23 protein-coding genes are annotated in these 25,458 nt (G+C 73.0%); 3 read left to right on the forward strand and 20 right to left on the reverse strand.

The genetic code is table 11. The features are described from left to right. The first annotated feature begins 70 nt into the window (after positions 1-70). Together JQX11_RS12450 and JQX11_RS12455 are read left to right on the forward strand one after the other, a co-directional pair. Positions 71-988 carry an NAD(P)H-binding protein gene (locus tag JQX11_RS12450; RefSeq protein WP_204925135.1) on the forward strand — a complete coding sequence of 306 codons (918 nt, stop codon included), beginning with the start codon at positions 71-73 and terminating at the stop codon, positions 986-988. Beyond that, complete coding sequence (locus tag JQX11_RS12455; protein WP_204925136.1) at positions 978-1,343, forward strand: darcynin family protein; 366 nt, start codon at positions 978-980, stop codon at positions 1,341-1,343. Before JQX11_RS12450 ends, JQX11_RS12455 begins: the two co-directional genes overlap by 11 nt. Before the next feature lie 87 nt (positions 1,344-1,430). On the opposite strand, the gene JQX11_RS12460 is transcribed toward JQX11_RS12455, so the two are convergent. From JQX11_RS12460 to JQX11_RS12515, 11 genes are all read right to left on the reverse strand, one after another. After that, positions 1,431-2,375, reverse strand: coding sequence for an aldo/keto reductase (locus JQX11_RS12460; protein WP_204925137.1), 945 nt, complete (start codon positions 2,373-2,375; stop codon positions 1,431-1,433). A gap of 80 nt (positions 2,376-2,455) precedes the next feature. Then, the gene (locus JQX11_RS12465; protein WP_204925138.1) at positions 2,456-3,016 is read right to left on the reverse strand and encodes a GNAT family N-acetyltransferase; all 561 of its coding nucleotides are present in this window, start codon (positions 3,014-3,016) and stop codon (positions 2,456-2,458) included. An 11-nt stretch (positions 3,017-3,027) separates the two neighbouring features. Then, complete coding sequence (locus JQX11_RS12470; RefSeq protein ID WP_232377763.1) at positions 3,028-5,403, reverse strand: ABC transporter ATP-binding protein/permease; 2,376 nt, start codon at positions 5,401-5,403, stop codon at positions 3,028-3,030. Continuing rightward, a complete protein-coding gene (locus JQX11_RS12480) occupies positions 5,400-6,344 on the reverse strand; it encodes an ABC transporter permease (protein ID WP_204925139.1) in 945 nt (314 codons plus the stop codon). The genes JQX11_RS12470 and JQX11_RS12480 overlap by 4 nt, the downstream gene beginning before the upstream one ends. Beyond that, positions 6,341-7,906, reverse strand: coding sequence for an ABC transporter substrate-binding protein (locus JQX11_RS12485; protein WP_204925140.1), 1,566 nt, complete (start codon positions 7,904-7,906; stop codon positions 6,341-6,343). Before JQX11_RS12485 ends, JQX11_RS12480 begins: the two co-directional genes overlap by 4 nt. 58 nt (positions 7,907-7,964) lie before the next feature. Further along, positions 7,965-8,768 (reverse strand): class I SAM-dependent methyltransferase, encoded by an 804-nt coding sequence (locus tag JQX11_RS12490; RefSeq protein ID WP_204925141.1) that lies wholly within the window; start codon positions 8,766-8,768, stop codon positions 7,965-7,967. Next, the gene (locus JQX11_RS12495) at positions 8,765-10,006 is read right to left on the reverse strand and encodes an MFS transporter (RefSeq protein ID WP_204925142.1); all 1,242 of its coding nucleotides are present in this window, start codon (positions 10,004-10,006) and stop codon (positions 8,765-8,767) included. The genes JQX11_RS12490 and JQX11_RS12495 overlap by 4 nt, the downstream gene beginning before the upstream one ends. Continuing rightward, the gene (locus tag JQX11_RS12500) at positions 10,003-11,025 is read right to left on the reverse strand and encodes an enolase C-terminal domain-like protein (RefSeq protein ID WP_204925143.1); all 1,023 of its coding nucleotides are present in this window, start codon (positions 11,023-11,025) and stop codon (positions 10,003-10,005) included. The genes JQX11_RS12495 and JQX11_RS12500 overlap by 4 nt, the downstream gene beginning before the upstream one ends. Then, on the reverse strand, positions 11,022-12,098 hold the full coding sequence (locus tag JQX11_RS12505) for a PLP-dependent cysteine synthase family protein (RefSeq protein ID WP_204925144.1): 1,077 nt from the start codon (positions 12,096-12,098) through the stop codon (positions 11,022-11,024). The genes JQX11_RS12500 and JQX11_RS12505 overlap by 4 nt, the downstream gene beginning before the upstream one ends. Further along, the gene (locus JQX11_RS33035) at positions 12,092-12,931 is read right to left on the reverse strand and encodes a Rossmann-like domain-containing protein (RefSeq protein ID WP_307826160.1); all 840 of its coding nucleotides are present in this window, start codon (positions 12,929-12,931) and stop codon (positions 12,092-12,094) included. The genes JQX11_RS12505 and JQX11_RS33035 overlap by 7 nt, the downstream gene beginning before the upstream one ends. Next, complete coding sequence (locus tag JQX11_RS12515; RefSeq protein WP_204925145.1) at positions 12,928-14,202, reverse strand: ATP-grasp domain-containing protein; 1,275 nt, start codon at positions 14,200-14,202, stop codon at positions 12,928-12,930. Before JQX11_RS12515 ends, JQX11_RS33035 begins: the two co-directional genes overlap by 4 nt. Before the next feature lie 272 nt (positions 14,203-14,474). Here JQX11_RS12515 and JQX11_RS12520 point away from each other — a divergent pair, with 272 nt between their 5' ends. Next, on the forward strand, positions 14,475-17,114 hold the full coding sequence (locus tag JQX11_RS12520) for an IPT/TIG domain-containing protein (protein ID WP_204925146.1): 2,640 nt from the start codon (positions 14,475-14,477) through the stop codon (positions 17,112-17,114). Between the two features lie 94 nt (positions 17,115-17,208). On the opposite strand, the gene JQX11_RS12525 is transcribed toward JQX11_RS12520, so the two are convergent. The 9 genes from JQX11_RS12525 to JQX11_RS12565 all read right to left on the reverse strand — a co-directional run bounded on the left by JQX11_RS12525 (position 17,209) and on the right by JQX11_RS12565 (position 25,444). Further along, positions 17,209-17,934, reverse strand: a complete 726-nt coding sequence (locus JQX11_RS12525; protein WP_204925147.1) for a glycosyltransferase family 2 protein — start codon at positions 17,932-17,934, stop codon at positions 17,209-17,211. Positions 17,935-17,939: 5 nt separating this feature from the next. Then, positions 17,940-18,566 carry a class I SAM-dependent DNA methyltransferase gene (locus JQX11_RS12530; RefSeq protein WP_204925148.1) on the reverse strand — a complete coding sequence of 209 codons (627 nt, stop codon included), beginning with the start codon at positions 18,564-18,566 and terminating at the stop codon, positions 17,940-17,942. Further along, positions 18,563-19,300: a PIG-L deacetylase family protein gene (locus tag JQX11_RS12535; RefSeq protein WP_204925149.1), complete on the reverse strand. Its 738-nt coding sequence runs from the start codon at positions 19,298-19,300 to the stop codon at positions 18,563-18,565. Before JQX11_RS12535 ends, JQX11_RS12530 begins: the two co-directional genes overlap by 4 nt. Next, positions 19,294-20,256, reverse strand: coding sequence for an acyl-CoA dehydrogenase family protein (locus JQX11_RS12540; protein WP_204925150.1), 963 nt, complete (start codon positions 20,254-20,256; stop codon positions 19,294-19,296). Before JQX11_RS12540 ends, JQX11_RS12535 begins: the two co-directional genes overlap by 7 nt. A 263-nt stretch (positions 20,257-20,519) precedes the next feature. Next, complete coding sequence (locus tag JQX11_RS12545; RefSeq protein ID WP_204925151.1) at positions 20,520-21,383, reverse strand: phytanoyl-CoA dioxygenase family protein; 864 nt, start codon at positions 21,381-21,383, stop codon at positions 20,520-20,522. Positions 21,384-21,544: 161 nt separating this feature from the next. Next, complete coding sequence (gene metK, locus JQX11_RS12550; protein WP_204925152.1) at positions 21,545-22,735, reverse strand: methionine adenosyltransferase; 1,191 nt, start codon at positions 22,733-22,735, stop codon at positions 21,545-21,547. 114 nt (positions 22,736-22,849) lie between these two features. Next, complete coding sequence (gene ccrA / locus JQX11_RS12555) at positions 22,850-24,211, reverse strand: crotonyl-CoA carboxylase/reductase (RefSeq protein WP_204925153.1); 1,362 nt, start codon at positions 24,209-24,211, stop codon at positions 22,850-22,852. A gap of 61 nt (positions 24,212-24,272) precedes the next feature. Beyond that, positions 24,273-24,665 (reverse strand): DUF3037 domain-containing protein, encoded by a 393-nt coding sequence (locus JQX11_RS12560; RefSeq protein WP_204925154.1) that lies wholly within the window; start codon positions 24,663-24,665, stop codon positions 24,273-24,275. After that, positions 24,662-25,444: a HipA family kinase gene (locus JQX11_RS12565; RefSeq protein ID WP_204925155.1), complete on the reverse strand. Its 783-nt coding sequence runs from the start codon at positions 25,442-25,444 to the stop codon at positions 24,662-24,664. The genes JQX11_RS12560 and JQX11_RS12565 overlap by 4 nt, the downstream gene beginning before the upstream one ends. Positions 25,445-25,458 lie beyond the last annotated feature (14 nt).

The following is a 25,458-nucleotide window of genomic DNA, read 5'->3' on the forward strand; positions in this document are numbered from 1 at the left end:
TTCCCATTGTGGCAATGCGGTGCCCGTCCGCACGATGAGTGGGTCCTGCCGATCCGACAATCGAGGTTTCATGATCGTGATTACCGGCCCCACCGGGAACATCGGGCGGCACCTGCTGTCGCTGCTGATCGAGGCCGCTCCCACAGGCCGCGAGGAGTTGCGTGTCGTCGTCCGGGATCCGGCCCGGCTACCCGAAGACGTCCGTGAACGGGTCGAGGTGGTCGTCGGCTCGCACGGCGACGCCGCGACCGTCGAACGTGCCTTCGCCGGTGCGGACGCCGTGTTCTGGCTGGTGCCCCCGGACGCCTCCGTCCCGCCCGACGAGGCCTACAGCGGCTTCACCCGCCCGGCCGCGCGTGCTTTCGCCGCCCACGGCGTCGGCCACGTTGTCGGCGTCTCGGCGCTCGGCCGTGGCACCCCGCAGGCCGCCCGGGCCGGGCTGGTCACCGCCTCCCTGGCCATGGACGACCTGATCGCCGGCTCCGGCGTCGCCTACCGTGCCCTGGCCTGCCCGTCCTTCTACGAGAACCTGCTGGAGGAGGTCGACGCGATCCGCGCCGACGGCGTCTTCACCGACACCGTCGCCCCGGACCGTCGCGCCCCCATGGTCGCCGTCGCCGACATCGCCGCCGCCGCGGCCACGCTGCTGCTGGAGCGCTCCTGGACCGGTGTGGGCGACGTCCCGGTGCTCGGCCCGCAGGACCTCTCGCCCGACGACCTGGCCCGCATCATGACCGAGGAACTGGGTCGTCCGGTCCGCTACCGGCGTCAGTCGCTCGACGACCTGCGCTCCACCATGCTCGGCTACGGCCTCAACGAGGCGTTCGTCGAGGCCATGGTCGACATGAAACGCGCCAAGGACGAGGGCCTGGACGCGGGCGTCGACCGCTCACCGCAGGCGGGGCCGGCCACCGCGTTCGCGCAGTGGTGCGCCCGGACGCTCCGGCCCGCCGTCCGCACCACGCCGGGGGCCGTCAATGTCCGCTGACCGAACCGGGCCGCCGGTCACCGCTTTCATGCTGGTCAAAACCACCCCCGAGTGGCTGGCGATGACCGTGGACGAACGCGTCCGGGCCTTCACCACCCACGTTCTGCCCGTCATCGAGGCCCGCACCCGCGGTGTCCGCTCGCGCTTCTACGACACGGAGTTCTACTCGGCGCGGGTCACCGACATCTGGGTCTGGGAGGCGGACGACCACGACGCCTACCGGCTGCTGATCGACGCCTTGCGCGAGACCCCCTTCTGGGACCGCTACTTCGAGGTCGTCGACCTGCTCGTGGGCACCGAGAACGGCTACGCCCGCACCTACGGCCTGAAGCCGCTGGCCACCGTCACCACCTGAGGGCCGCCGGAACGGCCGGTGCCGCCGTCGCCCGACGGCGGCACCGGCTCGGCGGACGACGATCCACCCGATACCTCCCGTTGCTGTTCAGCGGGCGGCCGCCAGCCGGGCCAGTTGGCCGTCGTCCAGCGGCACGTCCACCGCGTCGACGGCCTCGTCGAGCTGCGCGAGGCTGCTGACGCCGACGATGGGCCGGATGCCCTGCCGCAGCAGCCAGGCGAGCACCACCTGGTTGCGCGTCGCTCCCGTCTCGACGGTGATCTCGTCGAGCACACCGAGGACCCGGCTCGTCCCCGGGTGGTCGTACGCCTCGGGGAGGGGCTTGTCGGGGCGCACGTAACCACCGTTGATCAACGGGGTGTAGGCCCACACGTCCAGACCCTCGGTGTGCGCGTAGTCGAGGTCGTCGGCGGCGAGAAGTTTGTGACCCTGGTCGGGCAACGCGGCACCGGGTCGGGGTTGCGCCAGCGAGTGCCGCAGTTGCAGCGCCGACCACTGGGCCACCCCCTGGTTGCGGGCCAGGGCGCGGGCCTGCTCGATGCGCCACGAGGCGTGGTTGGCCGCCCCCACCCGGCGCACGGTCCCCCTGCTGACGAGCGCGCCGAAGGCGGTCACGGTCTCGGCGAGCGGCACGTTGCGGTCCTCGCCGTGTGCCCACAGCAGGTCGACCGTGTCGACGCCCAGCCGGGACAGGCTGCCGGCGACGCCCGCCTCGACCGCCCCGGCCGACAGTCCCTCGGCGGACTCGGGCCAGCGGTGCGCCACCAGTGGGTCGTACCGGACCTTCGTCGCGATCCGCACCCGGGCCCGCCCGTCCGGCCGGGCCCTCAGCCACGCCCCGATCACCCGCTCGCTCGCCCCGCCGAGACCGGTCGGGTCGGACCAGAACGCGTAACAGTTGGCCGTGTCGAGCCACTCCCCGCCCAGCTCCACGAACCTGTCCAGCAGCGCGAACGCGCGGTCCCGGTCCACGGTCGTGCCGTAGTTCATCGTCCCCAGCACCAGCCGGGCCGCTCCCCTGTCGCCTGCCATGGCGTCGACCCTGCCACCTGGAGCGCGCTCCAGGTCAAGCCGTCCGCGACGGATGCGGTACGCCCGGGTACGACGGGCGGCTACCGGTGGCGGCCGGGCAGCGGAATCTCGAAGTGGACGGTCTGGCAGGTGGCGTCGTGGCCGTCACGCGCGTCGTGGACCGGCGTCGCCAGGCTCCGCCAGAACGGTTCGGCACCGGCGACGCGGGTGTCGGTGTGTAGGTAGAGCGCACGGTAGCGGGGTTGCCGGGTGACGAAGTCGACGGCGAGGCCGACCAGTGCCCGGGCGAGACCGCACCGTCGGTGTCCGGGCCGCACGTAGACCCGGAACAGCTGCGCGGTGGTGTCGTCGGGGTAGCGCTCGGCGAGGAAACGTGGGTGGGGTGGGCTCTTGGGCGCGGCGGCGCGTACCGCGGTGGTGCCCACGACCTCGTCACCCTTGGTCGCGACGAACAGGGCGTGCCGGTCGGGGGTGAGGTAGGTGCCGTCGAGGTCGATGACGTCGGCGTGCCATTCGGGCCGGTAGCCGAAGCCGAAGTCGCGGTAGAAGGTGTCCAGCATGACGCTGCGCGCCCCGTCGACGTGCCGGGCGCCGGCGATCTGGACCTCGTACGGGCCGACGCGCTGTCGGTGGTGCGGCATGGTTCCTCCGGTCACGGATGGGTGGGTGCGGTGTCGTCCGCCGGGTGGGGGTGCAGCAGGGCGCGGGTCAGCGGGTGCTGCGCGTGGTGGAGCAGATCCTCGGCAAGGCCGTGGTCGACGACGGTTCCGTTGTCGAGAACGACGATGTGATCGGCGAGGTGCGCGACCACGTCCCGGTCGTGGCTGATCACCACGACGGTCAGCCGGAGGCTGTGCCGCAGTTCGTCGAGGAGGGTGAGGATGCCGTGCTGGGTGAGCCGGTCGAGCCCGGCGGTCGTCTCGTCGCAGATGAGCACCCGGGGCCGGCTGGCCAGGGCCCGGGCGAGTGCGGCGCGGTGCAGCTCGCCGCCGGAGAGCCGGTCGGGGCGTCGGGTGACCGTGGGTTCGGTGAGGCCCACCCGGGCGAGCAGGTCCAGGGCGGTGCGGCGGGCCTGCGCCGGTGGGGCGTCGTGGAGGCGTCGCGCGGGGGCGGCCGTCTGGTCGAGGACGGTCCGGTGGGGGTCGAAGCTGGCGCGGGCGTCCTGGAACACGTACTGGATGGCGGCGAGTTCGTCGGGGCGGCGGCGGTCAAGGTGCCCGGCGAGGGGTTGCCCGTCGAGGGTCACCAGGCCGGTGCGGGTGGGGTGCAGGCCGGCGAGGCAGCGGGCGAGGGTGGTCTTGCCGCTGCCGGAGCGGCCGACCACGGCCAGGCACCGCCCGGCGGGGACGGTCAGGGTGACGTCGTGGAGCACGTCACGTCGTCGGCCGCCGTCGCGGTGGGCGGCGATCAGACCGGCGACGTGCAGCAGCGGCCGGTCCTGCCGGGTCGCCGTCGACGGCGGGTGCGGTGGCGCGGCGAGCAGGTCCCGGGCGTGCCGGTGTCGGGGGGTGGCGAGGACGTCGGCGGCGGTGCCGTACTCGACGGCGGCTCCCCGGTGCAGCACGAGAATCTGGTCGGCGACGGCGCGCACGAGGTGCAGGTCGTGGCTGAGCAGGAGCACGGCGATGCCGTCGCGGGCGAGGGTGGTGAGTTCCCGGGCGACGTCGGTGCGGGTGAGGGCGTCCTGCCCGGTGGTGGGTTCGTCGGCGATGAGCAGGACGGCGTGGGCGAGCAGGGCGTGGGCGATGACGAGGCGTTGCTGCTGACCGCCGGAGAGCTGGTGCGGGAAACGGCGTAGGAACCGGCGGTCGGTGGGCAGGCTGACCCGGTCGAGGACGGCGGTCACGGCGCGTCGGCGGGCGCTGCGGCCGGTGCCGGGCGTGTGGTGCCGGGCGATCTCGTCGAGCACGGCACCGATGCGGCGTACCGGGTGCAGTGCGGCACCGGGTTGCTGGGGGACGTAGCCGACGCTGCCGGGCGGTGGCGGGGTGCGGGTGGTGACGGGCGCGCCGGCCAGGGTGACGGTGCCGGTGTGGACGACGTCGCCGAGCAGGGCCCGGCCGGTGGTGGTCTTGCCGCTGCCGGAGGCGCCGACGACGGCGAGGATCTTCCCGGCGGGCAGAGCGAAGGAGACGCCGTCGACCAGGCGGGTGTCGCCGCTGGTGACGGTCAGGTCCCGTACCTCAAGGAGGGTGCCGGGTGTCGGCGGGCGGGGGGCAGTCGTTCGGGGCGCGGGCCGGGGCGGGGGGTCGGTGCGGCGGCTGACCAGCATCTGATCAGTGGCCAGGTTGAGGCCGACGGCCAGGCAGATGAGCAGGGCGGCGGGGACGGCGACGGCCCAGGGTTGCAGGAACAGTCCGGCGCGGTTGCGGTCCACCATGACCGCCCAGTCGGCGGCGTCGGGTGCCACGCCGATGCCCAGGAAGCTGGCGGTGGCCACCAGGTACGTCGCGCCGACGAACCGGACGCCGACGTCGGCGAGCAGGACCCGGCGGATGCCGGTGGCGACATAGCCGGGGCCACGTCGCCACCAGGTCTCGCGGTACAGGCGCATCGCCTCCATGGCCGGCCCGTGGGCCAGCGGCAGCGCGGTTGCCCGGGTGATCCGGGTGATCTCCGGCAGCCCGATCAGCGCGACGATCCCGACCAGGGTGAGCGGTCCGGGCGGTGCGGTGGCGGCCAGCAGGATCAGCAGCAGCAGTGACGGCACGGCCAGCGCCAGGTCCAGTGGGCGCATGAGCAGTTCGTCGACCCACCGGCGGCGGGTCGACGCGGCCAGCAACCCGAGCGGCACCCCGACGAGGTACGCCAGCAGCGTCGCGGCGACGGCGACGGCGACCACGGACCGGCCGCCGAGCAGGACCTGCTGGCCGACGTCGCGGCCGACGAAGTCGGTGCCCAGCGGCCCGTCGTCGGTGAACGGAAACGTGCGGCCGGCCGGCTCCCCGGCCAGCAGCGGCCCGCCCACGGCCAGGCCGAGCGGCACGCTGAGCAGCGCCGCCACGGTCAGGGTGCGCAGCCGCCTCATCGGCCCACCGGGGTACGCGGGGCGAGGCGGAACGCCACCAGGTCGGCGGCCAGGTTCACCAGCACCGTGGTGACGGCGACGAGGACGCACAGTGCCTGCACGGTGGGCACGTCGCGGGTGGACACGGCGTCGACCAGGGCGGTGCCGAGTCCGGGGATGACGAACACCGCCTCGACGACGATGACCCCGCCGAGTAGCCAGTCGGTGGTGCGGGCGAGTTGCTGCACGACCGGTGCCAGGGCGTCGGGCAGGGCGTGGCGCAGCCAGAGCCGGCCGCCGGTGATGCCGAGGCGGCGGGCGTGGCGGAGGTGCTCGGCGCGTAGCGCGTCGAGCAGGCCGGCGCGGGTGAGTCGGCTGATGGTGCAGACCGGTCGGGCGAGCAGCACGAGCAGGGGCAGTACGAGCACCGACGGCTGGGCGAGCAGGTCGGCGCCGAACGCGGTGGGTGGCAGCCAGCCGAGGCGGACGCCGAACACGGCGACGAGCAGGATCGCCAGGGCGAACTCCGGCACCGCGTACAGGGCGACCGACACCGCGGACACCGTCCGGTCCAGTGGTCCCCCCTCCCGGCGGGCCGCCAGCATGCCCAGGGCGACGGCGAGCGGTACGAGCACGAGCAGGGTCACCGCCGCCAGCAGCAGGGTGACGCCTGCGCTGTCGGCGAGCCGGTCGACGATCGGTCGTCCCGAGATCAGTGACACGCCGAGGTCGCCGTGGAGCAGGTCGGTCAGCCAGTCGAGGTAGCGCTGCCAGGCCGGCCGGTCGAGGTCCAGCTGTTGCCGGACGGCCGCGATCCGGGCCGGGTCGGGCTGGTCGCCGGCGATCACCACGGCGGCGTCACCGGGCAGCGCCTCGGTGAGCACGAACACGATGGTGGTGATCCCGGCGACCTGCCCGAGGCCGAGCAGCAGCCGCCCGGCGGCGTAGCGGGGCAGGCTCACCCCAGCCAGACCTTGTCGAAGCGGGCCCAGTCGAGGGTGTTGGCCGGTGCCTGGGCGGACACGCCACCGACGCGGGGTGCGGTGGCGACGAGGAAGTCGGCGAAACCCCAGATCAGGAAGCCGCCCTCGGCGTGCAGGACGCGTTGCATGTCGCCGTACGCCTGCCGGCGGGTGGCCTCGTCGGTGCTGGAGACGGCCCGGGTGTAGAGGGTGTCGAAGTCGGGGCGGGTCCACCGGGTCGCGTTGGTGGTGGAGCTGGTCAGCAGCCGCTGGGAGATGTGCGTCTCGATGGGCATGGCGCCGGAGCGGTACGAGGCCAGCACTCCGGTGTCGAGGATGTCCTTCCAGTAGGTGTCCTTGTTGCCCAGCGCGGTGTCGATGACCAGGCCGGCCTGTCTGGCCTGGTCGGTGAGGATGCTGGCGGCCTCGACGAAGCCGCTGGCCACCGAGGCGGTGTCGAGGCGTATCCGCAGGCCCCGGGCGTCGGCCTTGTCGATCAGGAAGCGGGCCCGGTCGAGGTCGTGGGTGCGTTGGGGGATGTCGTCGGCGTAGTGCTGGTAGCCCTTGCCGAACAGGTCGTTGCCGATCTGCCCGGACCCGGCGAGGACGGTGTCGACGAGCTGTCGGCGGTCGGTGAGCAGGAACATGGCCTCGCGGAGGTCCCGGTTGTCGAACGGCGGCCGGTCGACCTTCATGGCGAAGGACTGCATGGTGCTGTTCGGCATCCGGGTGACGGTCAGCCGGGTGCTGCCGGCGTGGGTGCGGGCGGTGGTGGGGGTGATGTCGTGGGCGTACTCCACCTGCCCGGCGAGCAGGGCGTTGACCCGGGCCGACTCCTCATTGCTGATCAGGTATTCCAGCTCGTCGAGGTGGGCTGCGCCCTCCCAGTAACCGTCGTAGCGTTTGAGCAGCAGTGACCGGCCGGGCTGCCAGGAGTCGAAGGTGAACGGCCCGGATCCGACGGGCCGGGTGAAGCTGTCGGTGCCCTCGGGGACGATGTACGCGCCGAACGCGGCCAGGGCGTTGGGGAACTCGGCGAAGGGGCGGGTGAGGGCCAGTTCCACGGTCCGGTCGTCGATGGCGCGGCTGCGGCGCAGGTCGAGCAGGCCGAGGCTGGCCCTGGCCCGGTACGCCTTCTTCGGGTCGGTGATCCTGGCGTAGCTGTACAGCACGTCGGCGGCGCGGACCGGCCGCCCGTCGTGGAACGTCGCCTCCCGCAGGCTGATCCGCCAGCGGGTGAGGTCGCTGTCGGGTTCCCAGCGTTCGGCGAGGCGCGGCCGGATGGAGACGTCGGGGCCGTAGTCGGCGAGCTTGTCGAACATCGCCTTGGCCCGGGACGCCTCGTTGAACAGGTTGGCCAGGTGCGGGTCCAACGTCTCGTTGACGCCGCCGCCGGCGAACGCCGCCCGCAGCCGGCCGCCACGCCGGGGTCGCCCGACGGCGGGGGTGCTCGGGTCGTCGCCCCCACCGCAGCCGGCCAGCAGGGCGGCGGAGACGGCGGCGGCACCGCCGAGCAGGCCGCGACGGGTCACCCTCGACGCGTCCGCAGACGAACTATCCATCATGAATGTCCTTTCCGATAAGGCGGTGGGTCACGCCGCGGCGCTGCGGCGAGCGGAGTCAGACCGCGTCGGCGCGTCGACGCGCGACCAGGTGCAGGCGGTCACCGGACAGCGCGGTCGACAACGCGGCGCTCGGATGCCAGGGCGGGTCGGTGCGGGGACCGGGGGCGTCGAACAGGGCCACCACGTCGAACCCGGTGGTGTCGAGCAGGTACCGCAGCTCGGCGGGGAACAGCAGCCGCCAGGCCGAGGTCTGCACCAGCGGTTGCGGGCACGCCGGCCAGGTCCAGACCCGTTCGCGACGCAGCAGCTGCCCACCGTGGTCGATCCACAGCCGCGTGCCGGACGTGTACGGGACGCCGCGCCAGGTCACGGTGCGGGTACGGGTGCCGTCGAGGAGTTCGGTGTTGCCGAGGAAGAACGCCCCGTTGCGCATCTCGGCCAGCAGCAGCCCACCGGGGCGCAGGTGCCGGTGGCAGCAGCGCAGGAACGCGGTCAGGTCGGCGTTGGTGTGGCAGTACAGCAGCGCGCTGTCCAGGCAGGTGACCACGTCGACGGGGCCGGCCAGGTCGAAGTCCCGCAGGTCGGCGTGGACGAACCGGACACCGGGGTGGCGACGCCGCGCGTACGTCAGCATCGGCACCGACGTGTCCAACCCGACGGCGGCGTAGCCGAGGGTGGCGAGGTGCCCGACGTCGCGGCCGGTGCCGCAGCCGACGTCGAGCAGCCGGGGCGCGGCGTCGGTGCGGTCGGCGAACCGGCGTACGACGTCGTCGACGAACCGGGCGGCACGGTGACCCGGGTCGGGGAACTGCTGTTCGTACAGTTCCGGGTTGTCGGTGAGGAGGTTCCCGTCGCTCATGACACCCCCACCGGGGCCCGCGGGGGCACGGGCGTGCGGGGGCCGTCGAGGCGCAGCAGGCTCACCGCCACCGCCGAGGCCACCCCGACGGCGGCGGTGAGCAGCCACGCCGCCGGCGGCACCCCGGTTGCCGTGGCGGTGCCCACCGCCGCGCCCACGGCGGCGGTGCAGCCGGCGGCGAGGACCCCGGACACCAGGTAGAACAGGCCGAAGTACGTACCGGTCAGCCGGGGGCCGGCGAAGGCGGGGATCAACTCCAGCACGAACGGCTGGGCGATCATCACCCCCAGGGTGAGCAGCACCGCCGCGGCCAGCACCGGCACCAGCCGCAGCACCGGCGACGACGACCCCACACGCAGCAGCGGCAGCAGGAACCCGGCCCCCATGACCGCCATCCCGACGGTGATGCTCGCCCCACGGCGCCAGTGGCCCTGCAGCCAGCCGGTCAGCGGCAGTTGCAGGGTGAGCGTCACGACGGTGGAGACGACGAACAGCACGGCGACCGCCACCGGCTGGCCGGTGACGTGCTCCGCCTGCACCGGCAGGATCAGGTACAGCTGGGTCTGCAACGCGAACATGCCGGCCAGCGCGACGCTGAAGGCCAGGAACCGGCGGTCGGCGAGGCCGGTACGCCAGTCCTGCCAGAGCGTCGCCCCGGCGGAGGTGGCCGGGGTGGCGGGCAGCCAGACCGCCTGCGCCACGGTGAGTACGGCGAACAGCCCGGCGGCGGTCAGCGCGGCGGCCCGGAAGTCGACCAGGAGCAGCGCCGAGCCGAGCAGCGGCCCGAGCAGAGCGCCGGCACTGGCGAAGACGGTGAACAGGGCGAACGCGTCGGCCCGCCGGTCGGCGGCGGCCTGCGCCACGTAGCTGCGTACGGCCGGGTTGAACAGTGCCCCGGCCAGTCCGGACAGGATCGACGCGGCCAACAGCACCGGCAGTGCCGTGCCGAGGGCGAACAACCCGAAGCCGACGGCGCGCAGGGCACAGCCGGCGATGATGACACCTCGGGCGCCCAGCCGGTCGGCGGCGGAGCCACCCAGCAGGAACAGGCCCTGCTGGCTGAGGTTGCGCACGCCGAGCACGATGCCGATGACGGCGGCGGAGAGGCCGACGTCGTCGGCCAGGTAGCCGGCGAGGTAGGGCAGCAGCAGGTAGAAGCCGACGTTGACCCCGAACTGGTTGACCACCAGCAGCCGGATCGGCAGCGGGAAACTGCGCAGGGTGGACCACGTGTTCATCGGGCCGCCCGCACGCCGAGACCGGGTGCCCCGCTCACCCGCAGGACGCCGTCGTGGCCGCCGATGCCGGTCCATGGATCGTCGGCGAGCAGCAGGTGCCCGTCCAGGTCGATCCAGCGGGCGTCGCCGGTGAGGTGCACCGCCGGTGCGATGCCCAGCGAGCTGGCCACCAGGCAGCCCAGCATGAGGTCCATGCCGTGGGCCCGGGCCGTGGCGGCGATCTGCCGGGCGGCGTGGATGCCGCCGCACTTGGCCAGCTTGACGTTGATGCCGGCCACCGTGCCGACGAGGGCGTCGACGTGCGCCGCCGTGGCCGCGTCCTCGTCGGCGATGACCGGCACGTCGGTGCGCGCGCTGATCCAGCCGAGTAGCTGCGGGGTGCCGGGCGCGATGGGCTGCTCTACGGCGTCGATGTCGTACGGGCGTAGCGTGTCGAGCAACCGCACGGTCTGCTCGGGGGTCCACGCGCCGTTGGGGTCGAGCAGGAGCCGTGCCTGCGGCAGTGCGGCGCGGACGGCGGCGACCCGGGCCACGTCGGCGGGGTCTCCGCACTTGACCTTGACCAGTCGGAAGCCGCGTCGAGCCAGGTCCCGCGCGGTGGCCCCGGCGTGGTCGGGCGCCACGAGACCGATGGTGTGGGCCGTGGCCGCCGGGGTCGGGGCGGGACGGCCGAGCCACCGGTGCACCGGCTGTGCGGCCCTGCGGCCCAGCAGGTCGTGGACGGCGGCGTCCAGGGCCGCCAGCACACCGGTGGGCAGCTGCGTGGCGAGTGCCGGTAACTCCGCGAGCAGCGCCTCGGGTTCGCCGCAGTCGCGCACCCGGTGCCGCAGCCCGGGCAGCAGCGCGAGGATGGCGGCCAGGTCCAGTCCGTAGTAGACGCTGGTCACCACCTCGCCGTGGCCGGTGACGCCGTCGTGGGACAGGTCGAGTTGGACGGCGTCACGGCCCGCCATCGTCGCCCGGGAGATCCGCAGCGGTTCCCGCAGCCGCAGCGGGTAGCTGCGCCAGTCGAGCCTCATGCCGGCACCGCCAGGCGGCGCAGCGGGTCGAGGACGGTCCGGCAGCGACTCCACCGGGTCACCTCGACGACATCCGGGTACGGGATCTCGATCGGATGGTCCGGAGCCGGGGCGAACAGCCCGTGGCGGGCGCAGTAGGCGTCGTCGAAGATCGAGTCGAGGTAGCGGTGCGGGCCGTCCGGGAAGATCGTCACCACCCGGGCACCGGGCTGCATCCGGCAGATCCACGCGGCGACCCGGGCGACGGCCCCGGTGCTCCAGCCGCCGGTGACGAACGCCGCCCGGGCCAACCGGCGGCAGGTGTCCACCGCCTCCACCGGGCCGACCCAGTGCACCTCGTCGAAGGCCGCGTAGTCGACGTTGCGGGGGAAGATGCTGCTGCCCAACCCGCGCATCAGCCGGGGCCGCGCGGGCTGTCCGAAGATCGTCGAGCCGACGGTGTCGACCCCGACCAGCCGCATCCCCGGCCAGTACCGGCGCAACGCCCGGCCCAGACCGGCACTGTGCCCACCGGTGCCGACGCTGCACACCAGCACGTCCACGGCCTCGACCTGGCCTGTCAACTCCTCGGCGAGGCTGCGGTAACCGGCGGCGTTGTCCGGGTTGTGGTACTGGTCGGGCCAGTAGGCGCCGGGGATACGGGCCAGCACCTCGCGCAACCGGTCCAGGCGGGCCTGCTGCCAACCACCGACCGGGTGCGGCTGCGCCACCACCTCCACCGTCGCCCCGTGGGCCGCCAGCAGCGCGCGCATCGGCCGTTCGATCTCCCGGTCCACCACGAGGACGACCGGGTGGCCCAGGGCCTGCCCGGCGAACGCGAGACCGAGCCCCAGCGTGCCGCTGGTCGACTCCACCACGGTGCCGCCCGGCCGCAGGTCACCGCGCCGCCGGGCGGCCCGCAACATCGCCACCGCGGCCCGCGCCTTCATGCCCCCCGGGCTCAGGTATTCCACCTTGGCGTGGAACCCGCCGTGCGGGTGCGGCAGCGGGGTGTCGACGAACGCCACCGGGGAGCGTCCCAGCAGGCCCAGCAGGTGCGGCGCGCGGGCGGCGGGCACGGAGGCGGTCAGCACGGCGACCCGGCCCCGGCACGGTAGCGGTAGACCGTCGACGCTGCGCCGTCGAGCCAGAAGAACGGGTACGGCTCGGCGGACACGCCACTCAACCCCGCGCCGAGGAAACACGGCAGGACGGCGCTGCCGGTCTGGGCGAAGGCCACCATCGGCTTGCCGGTGGTACGGGCGTGCCGCAGCAGCGGCGCGAACGTGTCGTTGCCCAGGGTCATCCCGGACACCAGCAGCGCGTCGCAGCGTTCCAGCAGCACGGCGGCGTCCGGCAGGCACGGCTCCCCCCACTCCGTGCTCCCGCCGGCCCGGTCGCACGGCAGGTAGCCGACGCCCCGGTCCCGCAACTGCGCCAGCAGGGAGTTCACCACCCCGACGACCAGGACCCGCTGACCCGGCACCACCGGCAGCAGGTCCACCACGGCGGCGGCCCGGGCGGTCGACTTGGCAAGCGACGTCCCGGCCGGGATGGTCACCCTGTCGCAGGCGGCCTGCGGGTGCGGTCGGACCGTGGCGAGGTAGGCATCCAGGGCCGCGACGCGCACCGCCGACGCCGGGTGGGTGAGCAGTTCGGCGACGCTGCGACCGACGCAGTCGTGGGCGACCTCGTCGGTCAGCTCGTCGGGTTCCGTCGCGCACGAACCGACGGCGGCGTCCACCCGCAGGCTCAGCACCTGGTTGCGGTAGCCACGGGCCCGCCCGGCATGCCGGGAACCCTGTCGGGTGGTGAACGCGACGGTGACCTGCGCGGTGGCCGGGTCGGGGCCGAAGCGGCCCGCTCGGACCGCGTCGATCAGGTCCGGCACCGACGTGACCGGCCCACCGGCGTCCACCGGGGTCACGCGTGGGCTCCGGCCAGCTCGTCGACGTACCGGACGCCGAGCCCGGCGACCAGTGCGTCGGCCCGGGCCCGGGCGCCGGGGCCCGTGGTGTCCACCGTCATGACGTGACCGAGGTAGTTGTTGTTGCTCACCGCGTCGCCGGTGCGGTGTCCGGCGGGCTTCACCGCCCAGTCGACCACGTCGGGAGCGGCAGCCAGCGCGGTCACCCCGTCGATCCCGGCGACGGTGCCGGCGCGGGGCGGGAGCAGGAACGCGATGGCGGCGCTACGGACACCGGTGTCGGCCACCGTGACCCCCGGCTGCTCACCCACGGCCAGCCGGGCGTACACCATGGGCAGGTCCACCCCGGTCGCCCGTCGCACCAGTTCGGTGATCTGGTTGCCCGCCGGGCGGGGGTTGATCTCCACCACCCGTGGCCCGGCGGCCGTCAGTCGCAGCTCGGTATGCGCCACCCCCCGGTCGAACCCGACCGCGGCGAGGGCGGCGACGGCCATGTCGCCGACCGCGCCGGCCGTCGCGGCGTCGAGCGCGGCGGGGAACATGTGCCCCGTCTCCACGAACCACGGCGCACCGGCGAGGCTCTTGTCCGTCACACCGAGCACCGTCGTCTCCCCGTCGACGGTGACGGTCTCGACGCTGACCTCCGGCCCGGCCAACACCTCCTCCAGCAGCACCAGCGGTGAACGCTGCTGCCCCCGGGCGTTGACCGGGAACTCGCCGAGGGCGTCGAACGCCTCGCGTAGCTGGTCCCGGTCGGCCACCAGCCGGACGAACATCCCGGCGCACAGGTCGACCGGCTTGACGACCAGCGGGAAACCCAGCGCGCGGGCGGCGGCCTCGGTGCCCGCCCAGTCCCCGGTGACGGCGAACGCCGGGCCGGGCAGGCCGGCCGCCTGCATCCGCTGCCGCGCCAGGTCCTTGCGGTAGGCGCACTCGACGGCTTCCGGCCGGGCGCCCGGCAGGCCCAGGTCCGCGGCGAGCCGGGCCACGGTGGCGAGGTAGTAGTCGCAGGACGTGACGACGCCGTCGAACCGCAGCACCTCGTGCAGCTTCCGTACGTGCGGCAGCAGCCGTTCCGGATCGTTGGTCTCGGCGGTGATCACGTGGTCGGCGTCGAGCAGCGGATGCGTCCCGGTGCCGCCGCCCTGGCGCAGGTAGTGGTGCAGGTTCCTGGTCAGGAACGTGAACCGATGTCCTGCCTCCCGGATCGCCCGGGGCAGCAGGCTGCTCATCGCACCGACCCAGCTCTCGACCAGCAACACATGACCCACCGCGCACTCCCGACGCTCGACGACTCCGGACCAGCAGACGATAATGGTTTCCATTAGCAATAGCCAGCGACACGCCCGGGGACGTTCACCTGTGGAGTCGATCAACCCTGGAGCGCCGGGAACGGCGGGCGGACGCCATCGCGCGAACGCCGGCCGCCACCCACAGCCATCCAAGGTCCGAAATGCGTAACTTGCCCTATTTGTTCTCGTTCACTCGTTGACGGCTGCCGCCACATCACGCAGGCCGTCATCCATCTGAACGGGGGAAATTGGTGAGGACCGTCCTGCGAAGAACCACGAGCGCCGCCACGGCGCTACTGGTCACCAGCCTGGCAACCCTGACCCTGGGTACGCCGGCACTGGCGGCACCGGGCGACGCGAGCGCCCGCGGCGTCGTCGTCGACCTCTCGGCCGAGGTAGCCGGGATAGCCGTGATCAGTGCCGACGCGACCGTCGGCACCGCCACCGCGCCCGCCGGCGGGGGCACCGACACCGAGACGCTGCTGGCGATCTCGGTACCGGGGGCGGTCGGTGTGACCGCCAGCGGCACCGTCGAGGAGGTCACCGCCACCCGGGCGGCCGACGGATCGTCGGCGTCCTCCAGCGTCAACGGCCTCAACCTGACCGTGCTCGGCATCGACGTGCTGGACGCCGCCCAGGTCACCGCCACCGCGGTCTGTCCCCAGGTCGGCGCAACCAGCGCGGACACCACGCTCGTCGGGCTGGAACTGTTCGGCTCGGCGGTGACGCTGACGGCGAACACCCCCGCCGTCGTGGGCAGCGCGGCGGTGGTGGTGCCGGGGCTGCTGGACGCGAGCCTGAACGCCTCGTTGACCCGGGTCGAGACGACCACCGCCACCGGCGCCACCGCGATCACGGTGCGGGCCGTGCTGACCCTGTCGGGCAGCATCCTCGGCGTCCCGACCACCATTCCCGTCGGTACCGTCATCGTGGCCGAGGCGCTCTGCGAGCGTCCGCCGGCGGCACCGACCACCGCGACGATCAGCCCCGACGAGGGCCCGCAGTCAGGCGGCCAGACCGTGACGATCACCGGCACGGGCTTCATCCCGGGTGGCACCACGGTCACCTTCGACGGGGTGCCCGCGACCGACGTCACGGTCGCGCCAGGCGGCACCTCCCTGACGGCGGTCACCCCGCCCGGCGCGGTCGGACCCGCCGAGGTCGTGGTCGGCACGGTGAACGGCACCGCCGCACCGCTGGGCTACACGTACCTCGCCGACGGCAGCGCGGCCACGATCACCGGCCTCACGCCGACCTCCGGGCCGACCGTCGGCGGCACCACGGTGACGATCACCGGCACCGGCTTCACCGGGGCGGCCGGCGTGGACTTCGACGGCCTGCCCGGCACCGGGTTCACCGTCAACCCCGCCGGCACCACGATCACCGTGGTGACGCCGCCGAACCCGGCGGGCCCGGCCCTGGTCGAGCTGGTCTTCCCGGCCGGTCGGGTGACCGCGCCGACGTTCACCTACCTCGGCCCGACGATCACCTCGATCGTCCCGGACACCGGGCCGACCGCCGGCGGCACCACGGTGACCATCACCGGCACCGGCTTCACCGGAGCGACCGGAGTGACCTTCGGCGACACCCCGGGCACCAACGTCACGGTCAACCCGGGCGGCACCTCGCTGACCGTGGTCACCCCGCCCGGCCAGGTCGGACCGGTGGACGTCACCGTGCTCCTGCCGGGCGCGGACGCGACCGCACCGGACGGATTCACCTACGTGGCCGCACCGCCGACCGTCGCGTCGATCACGCCGAACACCGGTCCCCAGTCGGGCGGACAGACGGTGACGATCACCGGCACCGGCTTCGTGCCCGGTGACACGACCGTCACCTTCGACGGGGTGCCGGCCGCCGACGTCACGGTCGCCCCGGGCGGCACCTCCCTGACGGCGGTCACCCCGCCCGGCGCGGTCGGACCGGCCGTCGTGCTGGTCACCACCGGCGGCGGTACGGCGGCACCGCTGGGCTACACCTACCTCGCCGACGGCAGCGCCGCGACCGTGACCGGGCTGACCCCGACGAGCGGACCGACCTCGGGTGGCACCACGGTCACCATCACCGGGACCGGGTTCACCGCAGCGACCGGGGTGACCTTCGACGGGGTGCCCGGCACCGGGTTCACCGTCAACCCGGCAGGCACCACGATCACCGTGGTGACCCCGCCGAACACGGCCGGGCCGGCGGACGTCCGACTGGTGTTCCCCGCGGGCACCGCCACCGCGCCGGTCTTCACGTACGTCGCACCGACGATCACCTCCATCGTGCCCGGCGCCGGACCGACCACCGGCGGCACCACGGTGACCATCACCGGCACCGGTCTCACCGGCGCCACCGGCGTGAACTTCGGCAACACACCCGGCACCAACCTGGTCGTGAACCCGGGCGGCACCTCGCTGACCGTGGTCACCCCGCCCGGCCAGGTCGGACCGGTGGACGTCACCGTCCTGCTGCCCGGTGACGATGTCACCGCACCGGACGGGTTCACCTACGAACCCGTCCCGCCGCGCATCGACACCGTCACCCCCGGACAGGGGCCGACAGGTGGCGGCACGACCGTGACGGTCGGTGGCTCCGGGTTCGTACCCGGCGGCACCACGGTCACCATCTGCGGCACCACCATCCCGGCCGACCAGGTCACCGTGTCGCCGGACGGTCGCTCGCTGACCTTCCGCACACCGCCCTGCGCGGCCGGGGACACCACGGTCGTGGTGAGCACCGCAGGCGGCACCTCCAACGGATCCACCTTCCGCTACGTCGGTGGGATCCTGCCGGTGACCGGTGACACCGTCGCCGCGCCACTGACCGTCGGGGTGCTGCTCGCACTGCTCGGCGTCGCCCTCGTCGTGCTGACCCGCCGCCGGCACCGCGCCGGCCGCACCGGCTGACCGGACGCTCCCGGCCAGGGTCCGACCGGACCCTGGCCGGGAGTCGCCCTTTCCGGTACGCGCGCTTCGCACGCCGCCGGGGCAGGGCGGTTCGTCACGCCACGGTGCACCCACCGCACGGCATCCGTTCGGGCTGCACCGTCGAGGGGGCCGTAGGCCGGTCTTCGAGGGCGTCGAGGTAACCGGCGAAGCCGTGCGGAGCCCGACCCTGGCGGCGGGCACTGGTGCGTACCGCACAGCCGGCGTCGGTGACGACCCGCATGGCCTGCCGCCGACCGCGTTGGACGAGGTCGTGGTCCTCACCGTGGCGCAGGTCGGCGAAGCCGCCCAGCCGCTCGTACGCGGTGGCGGCGCAGCCCAGGTTCGCACCGTGGACGTGCCGGTGGCCGGTGCCGGTCAGGCCCTGCCGGTACCGGGCCTCGTACCGGTCGCGGACCTGGATGGCGCGGGGTGCCCAGTCGGTGACCCGTACCGTCCCGACCAGCAGGTCGGTGCCGGCGCGGGCGTGACGCAGCTGCCAGCCGCCCCACCGCCGGGGCACCCGGCTGTCCGCGTCGGTGGTGGCGAGCCACAACCCCTGTGGGCCGTGGCGCAGCGCGTACGCCATGCCGGCGGCCCGGGCCCGGCCGACGTTGCGGGCCCGCACCGTCAGCACGACGACGCCGGGGCGTTCGGCGACGGCGGCCGTGGCGTCGCGGCAGTCGTCGGCCACCACGATCACCTCCGAGCGCACCGGCAGGTGCCGCAGCGCGTCGAGGACGGAGGTCAGACAGCCGGGCAGCGACGCCTGCTCGTCGTGGGCGGGCACCACGACCGCCATCCGGTTCACCACAGGCCGTCGGCCTGGGCGACGGACCTGGCCGGCGGCGGCACCCGCAGGAACACGTCGAGCAGGAAGTCGGCCTCCTCGTGCCGTGCCGTCCGCGCCAGGGCGTCCACACCGGCGAGCAGCCGGTGCACGTCGTCACCGCTGCGGGCGTGCTCGGCCACCGGCGGCCGCCAGTGCACGGCTACCAGCGTGCCGCCAGGTTCGAGCGAGTCGACCGTACGGGCCACCAGCAGATCCCACCCGGCATCGTCGAAGTAGTAGCCCAGCTCGGAGAGCACGATCAGGTCGAACCGGTCGTCCGCCACGGCCGGCCACTCGTCGGGGACCCGCATCCGTTGCACCCGGACATGTGGCTGCTCCGCCAGCCGCCGTCGGGCACTCGCCACCGGCGCGGCGGCGATGTCGACCGCCAGCAGCCGGTCGCACCGCGGGGCGAGACGGCGGGTGAGCATCCCGGTCGAGCACCCCGGCTCGAATGCCGACCGGTACCGCCGGCGCGGCAGGCAGGCCACCGTCACCTCGTGCTTACGCTGGTCGTACCAGCGGGTTTCGAAACTCCACGGGTCCTCCGCGCCGGCGTACATGTCGTCGAAGTACCCGGCCGGGGTACCGCCTGGGGTCATGGCAGGAACACCGTTTCGTAGGGACGTGCGAAGCGGGCGAGGACGTTCGGGGGAAGGATCGCGGCGTCGGCGGGTGCCGGCCCCAGCGGCAGCACCTGGCTACGGAAGGCGTCGATCGCGGTCAGCTTGGCCGATCTGGCCGCCCCGGTCAGGTCGACCCGGCGCGCGCGGTGCCACGGCACGTCGGGATGGTCGGGTCGGGCCCAGTGCCACGTCCACACCGGGAACTCCACCAGCGTCGCGCCCGTACGCCGGCAGGCGGTCGCCGCCGCCCGCCCCACCGCCTCGTGGTCCGGGTGTCCGTCGCCGCGCCACGTCGTGACGCACCACCGCCCCGGCGCCAGCCGGCCGGTCAACGCCTCGGCGAGCGCCGGCTCGTCGACACCGCCGTCGGGATGCCCGAGATGGTCGATGGCGGTGGGGGCGACCCCGAGCAGTCCGCAGGCCGTGACCGTCTCGGCGCGCCGGATCGCGGCCAGCGCCGCCCGCGAGTGGACAGTGGATTCCGGATGCGACGCTTCGCCGTCGGTGACGACCGCGATCTCGACGCCGCCGGCGAGCATCGCGACCAGGCCACCCACCCCGAGCACCTCGTCATCGGGGTGCGGGGCGAGCACCAGCGGCGGCGCCGCCCGCACCCGGTCGTCCAGCGCCAGTACGGGCCAGTCGGCCGGTGCCGGCCACGCACGCCAGCTGCTCTCGTCGGTGCCCGCGTCGACGATCGGCCTCACCATCCGGGGTCCCCGACCGCCGCCACCAGCTCACCGAGGTGGGCCAGGTCCGCCTCCGCGTGGCTCTGCCGCAGGTACACCGTCAGGTCGGCGACCCGGCGGGCATGGTGGGCGTCCTGGCACAGCGGGCCCGCCCCCAGCGCCCGACCGACCCGGTCGACGACCGTGGTGGCGGCTGCCTCGACGGTGGCGCGAACCTGGTGGGCCAACCGGTCCGCGTCCCCGGTGGGGTTCGCGTCGATCTCGTCGGCGGCGGCGAACAGGACACTGCGGGCGGCGGTCAGGGCCGCGTCGACCGCGCCGAGGTGCGCCAGGGCGTGCGGGCCGAGACGGCGGTGCCGCGCCGCGCTGTACAGGGTGTCGGCGACCCCGACCGCCCCGCCGTACCAACACGCCGCCACCCCCAGCCCGCCGTGCCAGAAACCCGGCCGCGCGGTATAGCTGCCCGGCCCGCCCACCGCGACGGCGGTCACGCCGTCGAAGCTGACGGTACGGCTGTCGCTGGCGGCCATGCCGACGGCCGGCCAGGTGTCGGGCAACGCGGTGACCCCGGCGGCGTCGACCTCGACGGCGAACAGCCGGATGCCGTCGTCGGTGGTCGCGGTGACCAGGGCGCGGGCGAGCAGACCCGCCCCGGAGCACCAGGGCCGGTCACCGGTCAGCCGCCACCGGTCGCCGTCCCGGGTCGCCGTGACCGACGCCGGCACGGCCGCCCAGACACCCCACGGCTCACGACGCCGATCGGGGTCGATCGTCATGCCGAGTTCGGCGAGGATCGCCAGGGCGTCGGCGTGCCCCTCGCCCAGCCGGGCCAGGGGCAGGTCGGCGCGGCCGAGTTCGACGAACCGCAGGAAGCGGTCACGGGTGCGGCCGCCGCCGGGCAGCGGCAGGTCGAGCAGTCCGGCGAGCACGGCCGACCGGAACGCCGTACCGGGGTCGTCGCCGCCGGGGGTCACCATGGGATGCCCCACGCCCGGGGCGGTCTCCCGGACCGCACGGGGTGCCGCCCGGCCCGGCTCGACCCGCCGTCGACCATGGGCACCGTCTCCGGACGGTCGAGCGTCATCGGGGCACCTCCGTACGGGCGATGTGCGGCCCGTACGGGTCGCCGCCGGAAAGTGCCCCTCTCCCCCGAGGTGAAACATGGTGCGGCCGACGGGCCCGACCCGTCACGATGCTCGCGGCTGTCCGGAGCGGCGGCCATGGTCAGTGCTGTGGTGGATCAGGCCCGGGAAGCACCTCCACCAGCGCGCTCGGCGAGCAGGGTGTGCGGGTCGCGGGATTCGTACCAGCCGAGGAACGGGGGACACACGTCGTAGCCGAGCAGGCGTTGCAACTCTTCGGGGTACTCGCGGACCACCTCCATCGGCACCGCGAGGTACTGGTTCTCCTCCTGGCGCATGTTGCCGGCGATGTAGGACAGCGTCAGCCCGGTGCGCGGCTGCGTGGCGGTGTTCTGCCCACCGCCGTGGTAGAGACCGCCGAGCCAGATCAGCGCCGACCCGGCCGGCATCTCGGCCGGCACCGCCTCGTCGCGGCGCGGCGCCCGCTCGTCGTCCCAGCGGTGACTGCCCGGGATCGCCATCGTCGCGCCGTTCTCCGCGGTGAAGTCACTCATCGCGACCATCACCTGGGCCCGGGTCGTCGGTGCAGGGTAGGGCCGCAGGTGTGAGGTGTCGTCGCGGTGCAGGCACTGCACCCCCTCGTCCGGCCAGATCTGGATCACCTGGGTAGCGCTGACCTGGATGTTGGGGCTGATGCTCACCTGCTCGCCGCCGAACCACACCGGCACCGGCCGCTGGATGAGGCGGCGCGCGGCACCCAGGAACAACGGGTGCAGCGCGACGGCGGCCATGTGCCGGCTGCGGGCGAACAACGACGACATCCGCTTGGTCTTGTGGCCTGAGAAGTCGTTGTCGCCGTAGCCGGACTCCTCCAGCGCGGGCCCGAGATCGTCCCAGAGCGCCTGCCGGGTCCCGGCGTCCAGGAACCCCTCGACGATGACGGCGCCGTCGTGGTCGAGCAGGGCACAGACCCGGTCGATGTCGGCGTCGGGATGGACCGTGACGATGGCGTTGTCAGTCATTTCTCTTCCTCTCGGTGCGGGAACGGCTCGACGGTCCCTGAACCCGACGGGTGGTGTGCCGGGGCCGTGTCGGCCCGCGCCGAAGGTCGTCCCAGGGCCATCCGAGCCGGGTCGTCTCGGCGGACCAGCCCGGCGCGGAGCGCGGCGGCGGGGTCGGCACCTCAGGCCGCGATGGCCTTGAGGCTCTGGGCCCGGTCGGTGTTCTCCCAGGTCAGCTCCGGCAACTCCCGGCCGAAGTGGCCGTAGGCCGCCGTCTGCCGGTAGATCGGACGCAACAGGTCCAGATCCCGGATGATCGCAGCCGGACGCAGGTCGAACACCTCACCCACAGCACGCTCGATCCGCTCCACCGGCACGTTCTCCGTCCCGAAGGTCTCGATGAACAAACTCACCGGGTGGGCCTTGCCGATCGCGTACGCCACCTGCGCCTCACACCGCTCCGCGAGACCGGCGGCGACCACGTTCTTCGCCACCCACCGCATCGCATACGCCGCCGACCGGTCAACCTTCGACGGATCCTTACCCGAGAACGCACCACCACCGTGCCGGGCATACCCACCGTAGGTGTCCACGATGATCTTCCGACCGGTCAGACCGGCGTCACCCATCGGACCACCGATCTCGAACCGGCCGGTCGGGTTGACCAACAGCCGGTAATCCTCGGTGTCCAGACCCAGGCTCTCCAACTCCGGGGCGATGACATGATCCCGCACGTCCGGGGTCAGCAGCGAGTCCAGCGAGATGTCGGCGGCGTGCTGGCTGGACACCACGACGGTGTTCAGCCGTACCGGACGCAGCCCCTCGTACTCGATGGTCACCTGCGTCTTACCGTCGGGCCGCAGGTACGGGATCGTGCCGTCCTTCCGCACCGCCGACAACCGCTGAGCCAGCCGGTGGGCGAGCGCGATCGGCAGCGGCATCAGCTCAGGCGTCTCGGAGCAGGCGAAGCCGAACATCATGCCCTGGTCGCCGGCACCCTGCGCGTCCAACGCGCTCTCCGACGCACCCGTCCGCAACTCGAACGCGTTGTCGACACCCTGCGCGATGTCCGGCGACTGCGCGCCGATGGAGACACTGACGCCGCAGGAGGCGCCGTCGAAGCCCTTCTTCGACGAGTCGTAACCGATACCCAGGATCGTCTCCCGCACGATCGTCGGGATGTCAGCGTACGCCTTGGTCGACACTTCGCCGGCGACGTGGACCTGACCCGTGGTGATCAGGGTCTCGACCGCCACCCGACTGTGCGGATCCTGCCTCAGCAGGGCATCGAGGATCCCGTCACTGATCTGATCAGCGATCTTGTCCGGGTGGCCTTCCGTGACCGACTCGGAGGTGAACAGGCGGCGTGCCATGGGTAGTCCTTCCGTCGATGAGGGCATGACGTCGCTGTCGCACCCGCAGGTCGGCGCGGCACGCGGGTGCCTGTGGGCGGTCGGCTGACCGGCGTCGCCTCGCTGACGGCCGGGTCAGCGGGGGCTGGTGGTCGGTCGGTCAGCCCGCCGGAACCGGTTGATCGCGTCGAGATGCTGCTCGCGCATCGCCGTGTCGCGGACGCCGAGACCCTCGTGCGGTGCCAGCGCCAGCACGCCGACCTTGCCGAGGTGCCGGTTGCGGTACACGTCGTCGACCGCCTGTCCGGCGTCTGCCAGGGCGTACGTCTTGGACAGCGTGGGGTGGATCCGACCCTTGGCGATGAGACGGTTGACCTCCCACGCCTCGCGGTAGTTGGCGAAGTGCGATCCGACGATCCGCTTGAGCGACATCCACAGGTAACGGTTGTCGTACTCGTGGCGGTAGCCGGAGGTGGAAGCGCAGGTCACGATGGTGCCTCCCTTGCGGGTCACGTACACCGAGGCACCGAAGGTGTCCCGCCCGGGATGCTCGAACACGATGTCGGGATCCTCCCCGCCGGTCAGTTCCCGGATCCGCCGTCCGAACCGTTTCCACTCCCCGGGGTCCTGGGTGTACTCGTCCTTCCAGAACGTGAAGGCCTCGTCGGTGCGGTCGATCACCGCGTCGGCACCCATCGCCCGGCAGATGGCGGCCTTGGTCGGGCTGGACACCACACAGATCGGCTTCGCCCCTCCGGCCAACGCGAGCTGGGTGGCGAACGCGCCCACCCCGCCGGAGGCACCCCAGATGAGCACATTGTCACCCTGCTTCATCTGGGCGCCGTTGCGGGAGACCAACTGCCGGTACGCCGTCGAGGCGACCAGACCGGGAGTCCCCGCCTCCTCCCATGTCAGGTGCGCCGGCTTGGGCATCAACTGGTTCGCCTTGACCAGTGCCAACTGGGCGAGACCCCCGAAGTTGGTCTCGTAGCCCCAGATCCGCTGATCCGGGTCGAGCATGGTGTCGTTGTGTCCCTCGGGTGCCTCCAGCTCGGCCGACAGACAGTGCGCCACGACCTCGTCGCCGGGCTTCCAGGCGTAGACCCCTGGCCCGGTACGCAGCACCACTCCGGACAGGTCGGAACCGATCACGTGGTAGGGCAGGTCATGGCGGCGGGCCAGCGGTGAGCGTCGGCCGTACCGGGCCAGGAAGGTGAAACTGGGCATCGGATCGAACAACGACGACCACACGGTGTTGTAGTTGATCGAGCTGGCCATGACCGCCACCAACGCCTCGCCGGGCCCGACCTCGGGGACCGCCACGTCGTCGAGGTGCACGGCCCGGCGCGGCTCCCGGGCCTCGGCGGCGACCCCTGCGAACATCTCGACCTCGTCGGCGTGCAGGGTGACCGCACGGTAGTGCTCCGGCACGGGCAGGGCCGCGAAGTCCTCCGGTCGGGTGTCCGGGTCGAGAACGGCGCTGATGATGTCTTCCATCGGTGCTCCTCGGGTAACGCGACTGAGGAAAGGAGGTGGCTGCGGCCCGCTGCCTCGCCGTTCAGTGCACGAGCCGTCCCATCAGGCGCTTGAGTTCGGCCGCCGGGTCGGTGGTGAGCCCGCCGTGGACGGCACTGGTCTGGATCACCGTGCTGCGCGGCGCGGTCAGCCAGCCGAACCGCGCCCCCCGGGTGCCGGCTCCCGCCCGACCGGCGGCGGGATCACCGGCGCAGATCGCACGGATGGCGTCGAGGGCCGCAGCGACCATGTCGACGTCGATGTCCGGATCCAGCATCCGTAGCCGGTCGGCGTCGACATGAATGGCGGCACCGAGGAAGTCCGCGCCGGGACAGTAGAGCAACGCTCCGACGTTGACCTGCTCACCGCGGTCGACACGGGGCACGGCGCGCAACAGCGCGTAGTCGAAGCTGAGGATGGACGCCTTGGCGGTCATGCATCGACCCCCGGCCACCAGGCACCCACGCGGGTACGCCGGGCGAGGAGGTAGTCGACGTAGCGCTGTCGCAGCTCGGGCGGGTCCGCGTCCTCGGGAACGGAGTTCATGCCCAACAGGAAGCTGTCCGGGACCATCGCGACGACCTCGGTCAGCAGGTCCTCGGTCACCGCCTCGGCCAGCTCGGCGTCCAGCTTGGCCAGCGTCGCGGGACCCAACGAGGCGACCAGGTCGGCCAGCACGTGCTGGGACAGGTCGTAGCGGCGCTCGGCCCAGGTGGCGACGGTCGGCCAGGAGTGGTGGAACAGCAGCGCGGCTCCGTGGTCGATGGCCCAGAGCTGGCGGTGCCAGATGATCAGGTTGGGGTTGGACCAGGTGCGGTCCACGTTGGCGGTGAGTGCGTCCAGCCAGTAGATCCTGGCCGCCTCCTCGGCCGGGGGCTGCCAGCCGACACCGTCGAAACCGACCGAGCCGGGTAGGAAGTCCATGCCCAGGTTCACCCCGGCGCTGGCCCGCAGAAGTTCCTGGATCTCCTGATCGGGATCGCGGCGCGCCATCTCCGGGTCGATGTCGATGGTGACGAGCTCGGGGACGCGGATGCCGAGCCGGCGGCCGAGTTCACCGACGACGATCTCGGCGACCAGGGCGGCGCTGCCCTGGCCCGCGCCACGGAACTTGACGACGTACACGCCGTCGTTGTCCGCCTCCACCACCCCGGGCAGGGATCCACCCTCACGCAGGGCGGTCAGATACTGCGTTGCTACTACTGTGGGTAACACTTTTCATCCTACTG

This window comes from Micromonospora humida, from assembly GCF_016901255.1.
GTDB classification, from domain to species: domain Bacteria; phylum Actinomycetota; class Actinomycetes; order Mycobacteriales; family Micromonosporaceae; genus Micromonospora; species Micromonospora wenchangensis.

Excerpts from the sequence above, each read along its gene's own strand:
- JQX11_RS12450 (WP_204925135.1), top strand. The coding sequence starts at position 71 with ATGATCGTGATTACCGGCCCCACCGGGAACATCGGGCGGCACCTGCTG.
- JQX11_RS12455 (WP_204925136.1), top strand. The coding sequence starts at position 978 with ATGTCCGCTGACCGAACCGGGCCGCCGGTCACCGCTTTCATGCTGGTC.
- JQX11_RS12460 (WP_204925137.1), bottom strand. The coding sequence starts at position 2,375 with ATGGCAGGCGACAGGGGAGCGGCCCGGCTGGTGCTGGGGACGATGAAC.
- JQX11_RS12465 (WP_204925138.1), bottom strand. The coding sequence starts at position 3,016 with ATGCCGCACCACCGACAGCGCGTCGGCCCGTACGAGGTCCAGATCGCC.
- JQX11_RS12470 (WP_232377763.1), bottom strand. The coding sequence starts at position 5,403 with ATGAGGCGGCTGCGCACCCTGACCGTGGCGGCGCTGCTCAGCGTGCCG.
- JQX11_RS12485 (WP_204925140.1), bottom strand. The coding sequence starts at position 7,906 with ATGGATAGTTCGTCTGCGGACGCGTCGAGGGTGACCCGTCGCGGCCTG.
- JQX11_RS12490 (WP_204925141.1), bottom strand. The coding sequence starts at position 8,768 with ATGAGCGACGGGAACCTCCTCACCGACAACCCGGAACTGTACGAACAG.
- JQX11_RS12495 (WP_204925142.1), bottom strand. The coding sequence starts at position 10,006 with ATGAACACGTGGTCCACCCTGCGCAGTTTCCCGCTGCCGATCCGGCTG.
- JQX11_RS12500 (WP_204925143.1), bottom strand. The coding sequence starts at position 11,025 with ATGAGGCTCGACTGGCGCAGCTACCCGCTGCGGCTGCGGGAACCGCTG.
- JQX11_RS12525 (WP_204925147.1), bottom strand. The coding sequence starts at position 17,934 with ATGGCGGTCGTGGTGCCCGCCCACGACGAGCAGGCGTCGCTGCCCGGC.
- JQX11_RS12530 (WP_204925148.1), bottom strand. The coding sequence starts at position 18,566 with ATGACCCCAGGCGGTACCCCGGCCGGGTACTTCGACGACATGTACGCC.
- JQX11_RS12535 (WP_204925149.1), bottom strand. The coding sequence starts at position 19,300 with ATGGTGAGGCCGATCGTCGACGCGGGCACCGACGAGAGCAGCTGGCGT.
- JQX11_RS12540 (WP_204925150.1), bottom strand. The coding sequence starts at position 20,256 with ATGGTGACCCCCGGCGGCGACGACCCCGGTACGGCGTTCCGGTCGGCC.
- JQX11_RS12545 (WP_204925151.1), bottom strand. The coding sequence starts at position 21,383 with ATGACTGACAACGCCATCGTCACGGTCCATCCCGACGCCGACATCGAC.
- metK (WP_204925152.1), bottom strand. The coding sequence starts at position 22,735 with ATGGCACGCCGCCTGTTCACCTCCGAGTCGGTCACGGAAGGCCACCCG.
- ccrA (WP_204925153.1), bottom strand. The coding sequence starts at position 24,211 with ATGGAAGACATCATCAGCGCCGTTCTCGACCCGGACACCCGACCGGAG.
- JQX11_RS12560 (WP_204925154.1), bottom strand. The coding sequence starts at position 24,665 with ATGACCGCCAAGGCGTCCATCCTCAGCTTCGACTACGCGCTGTTGCGC.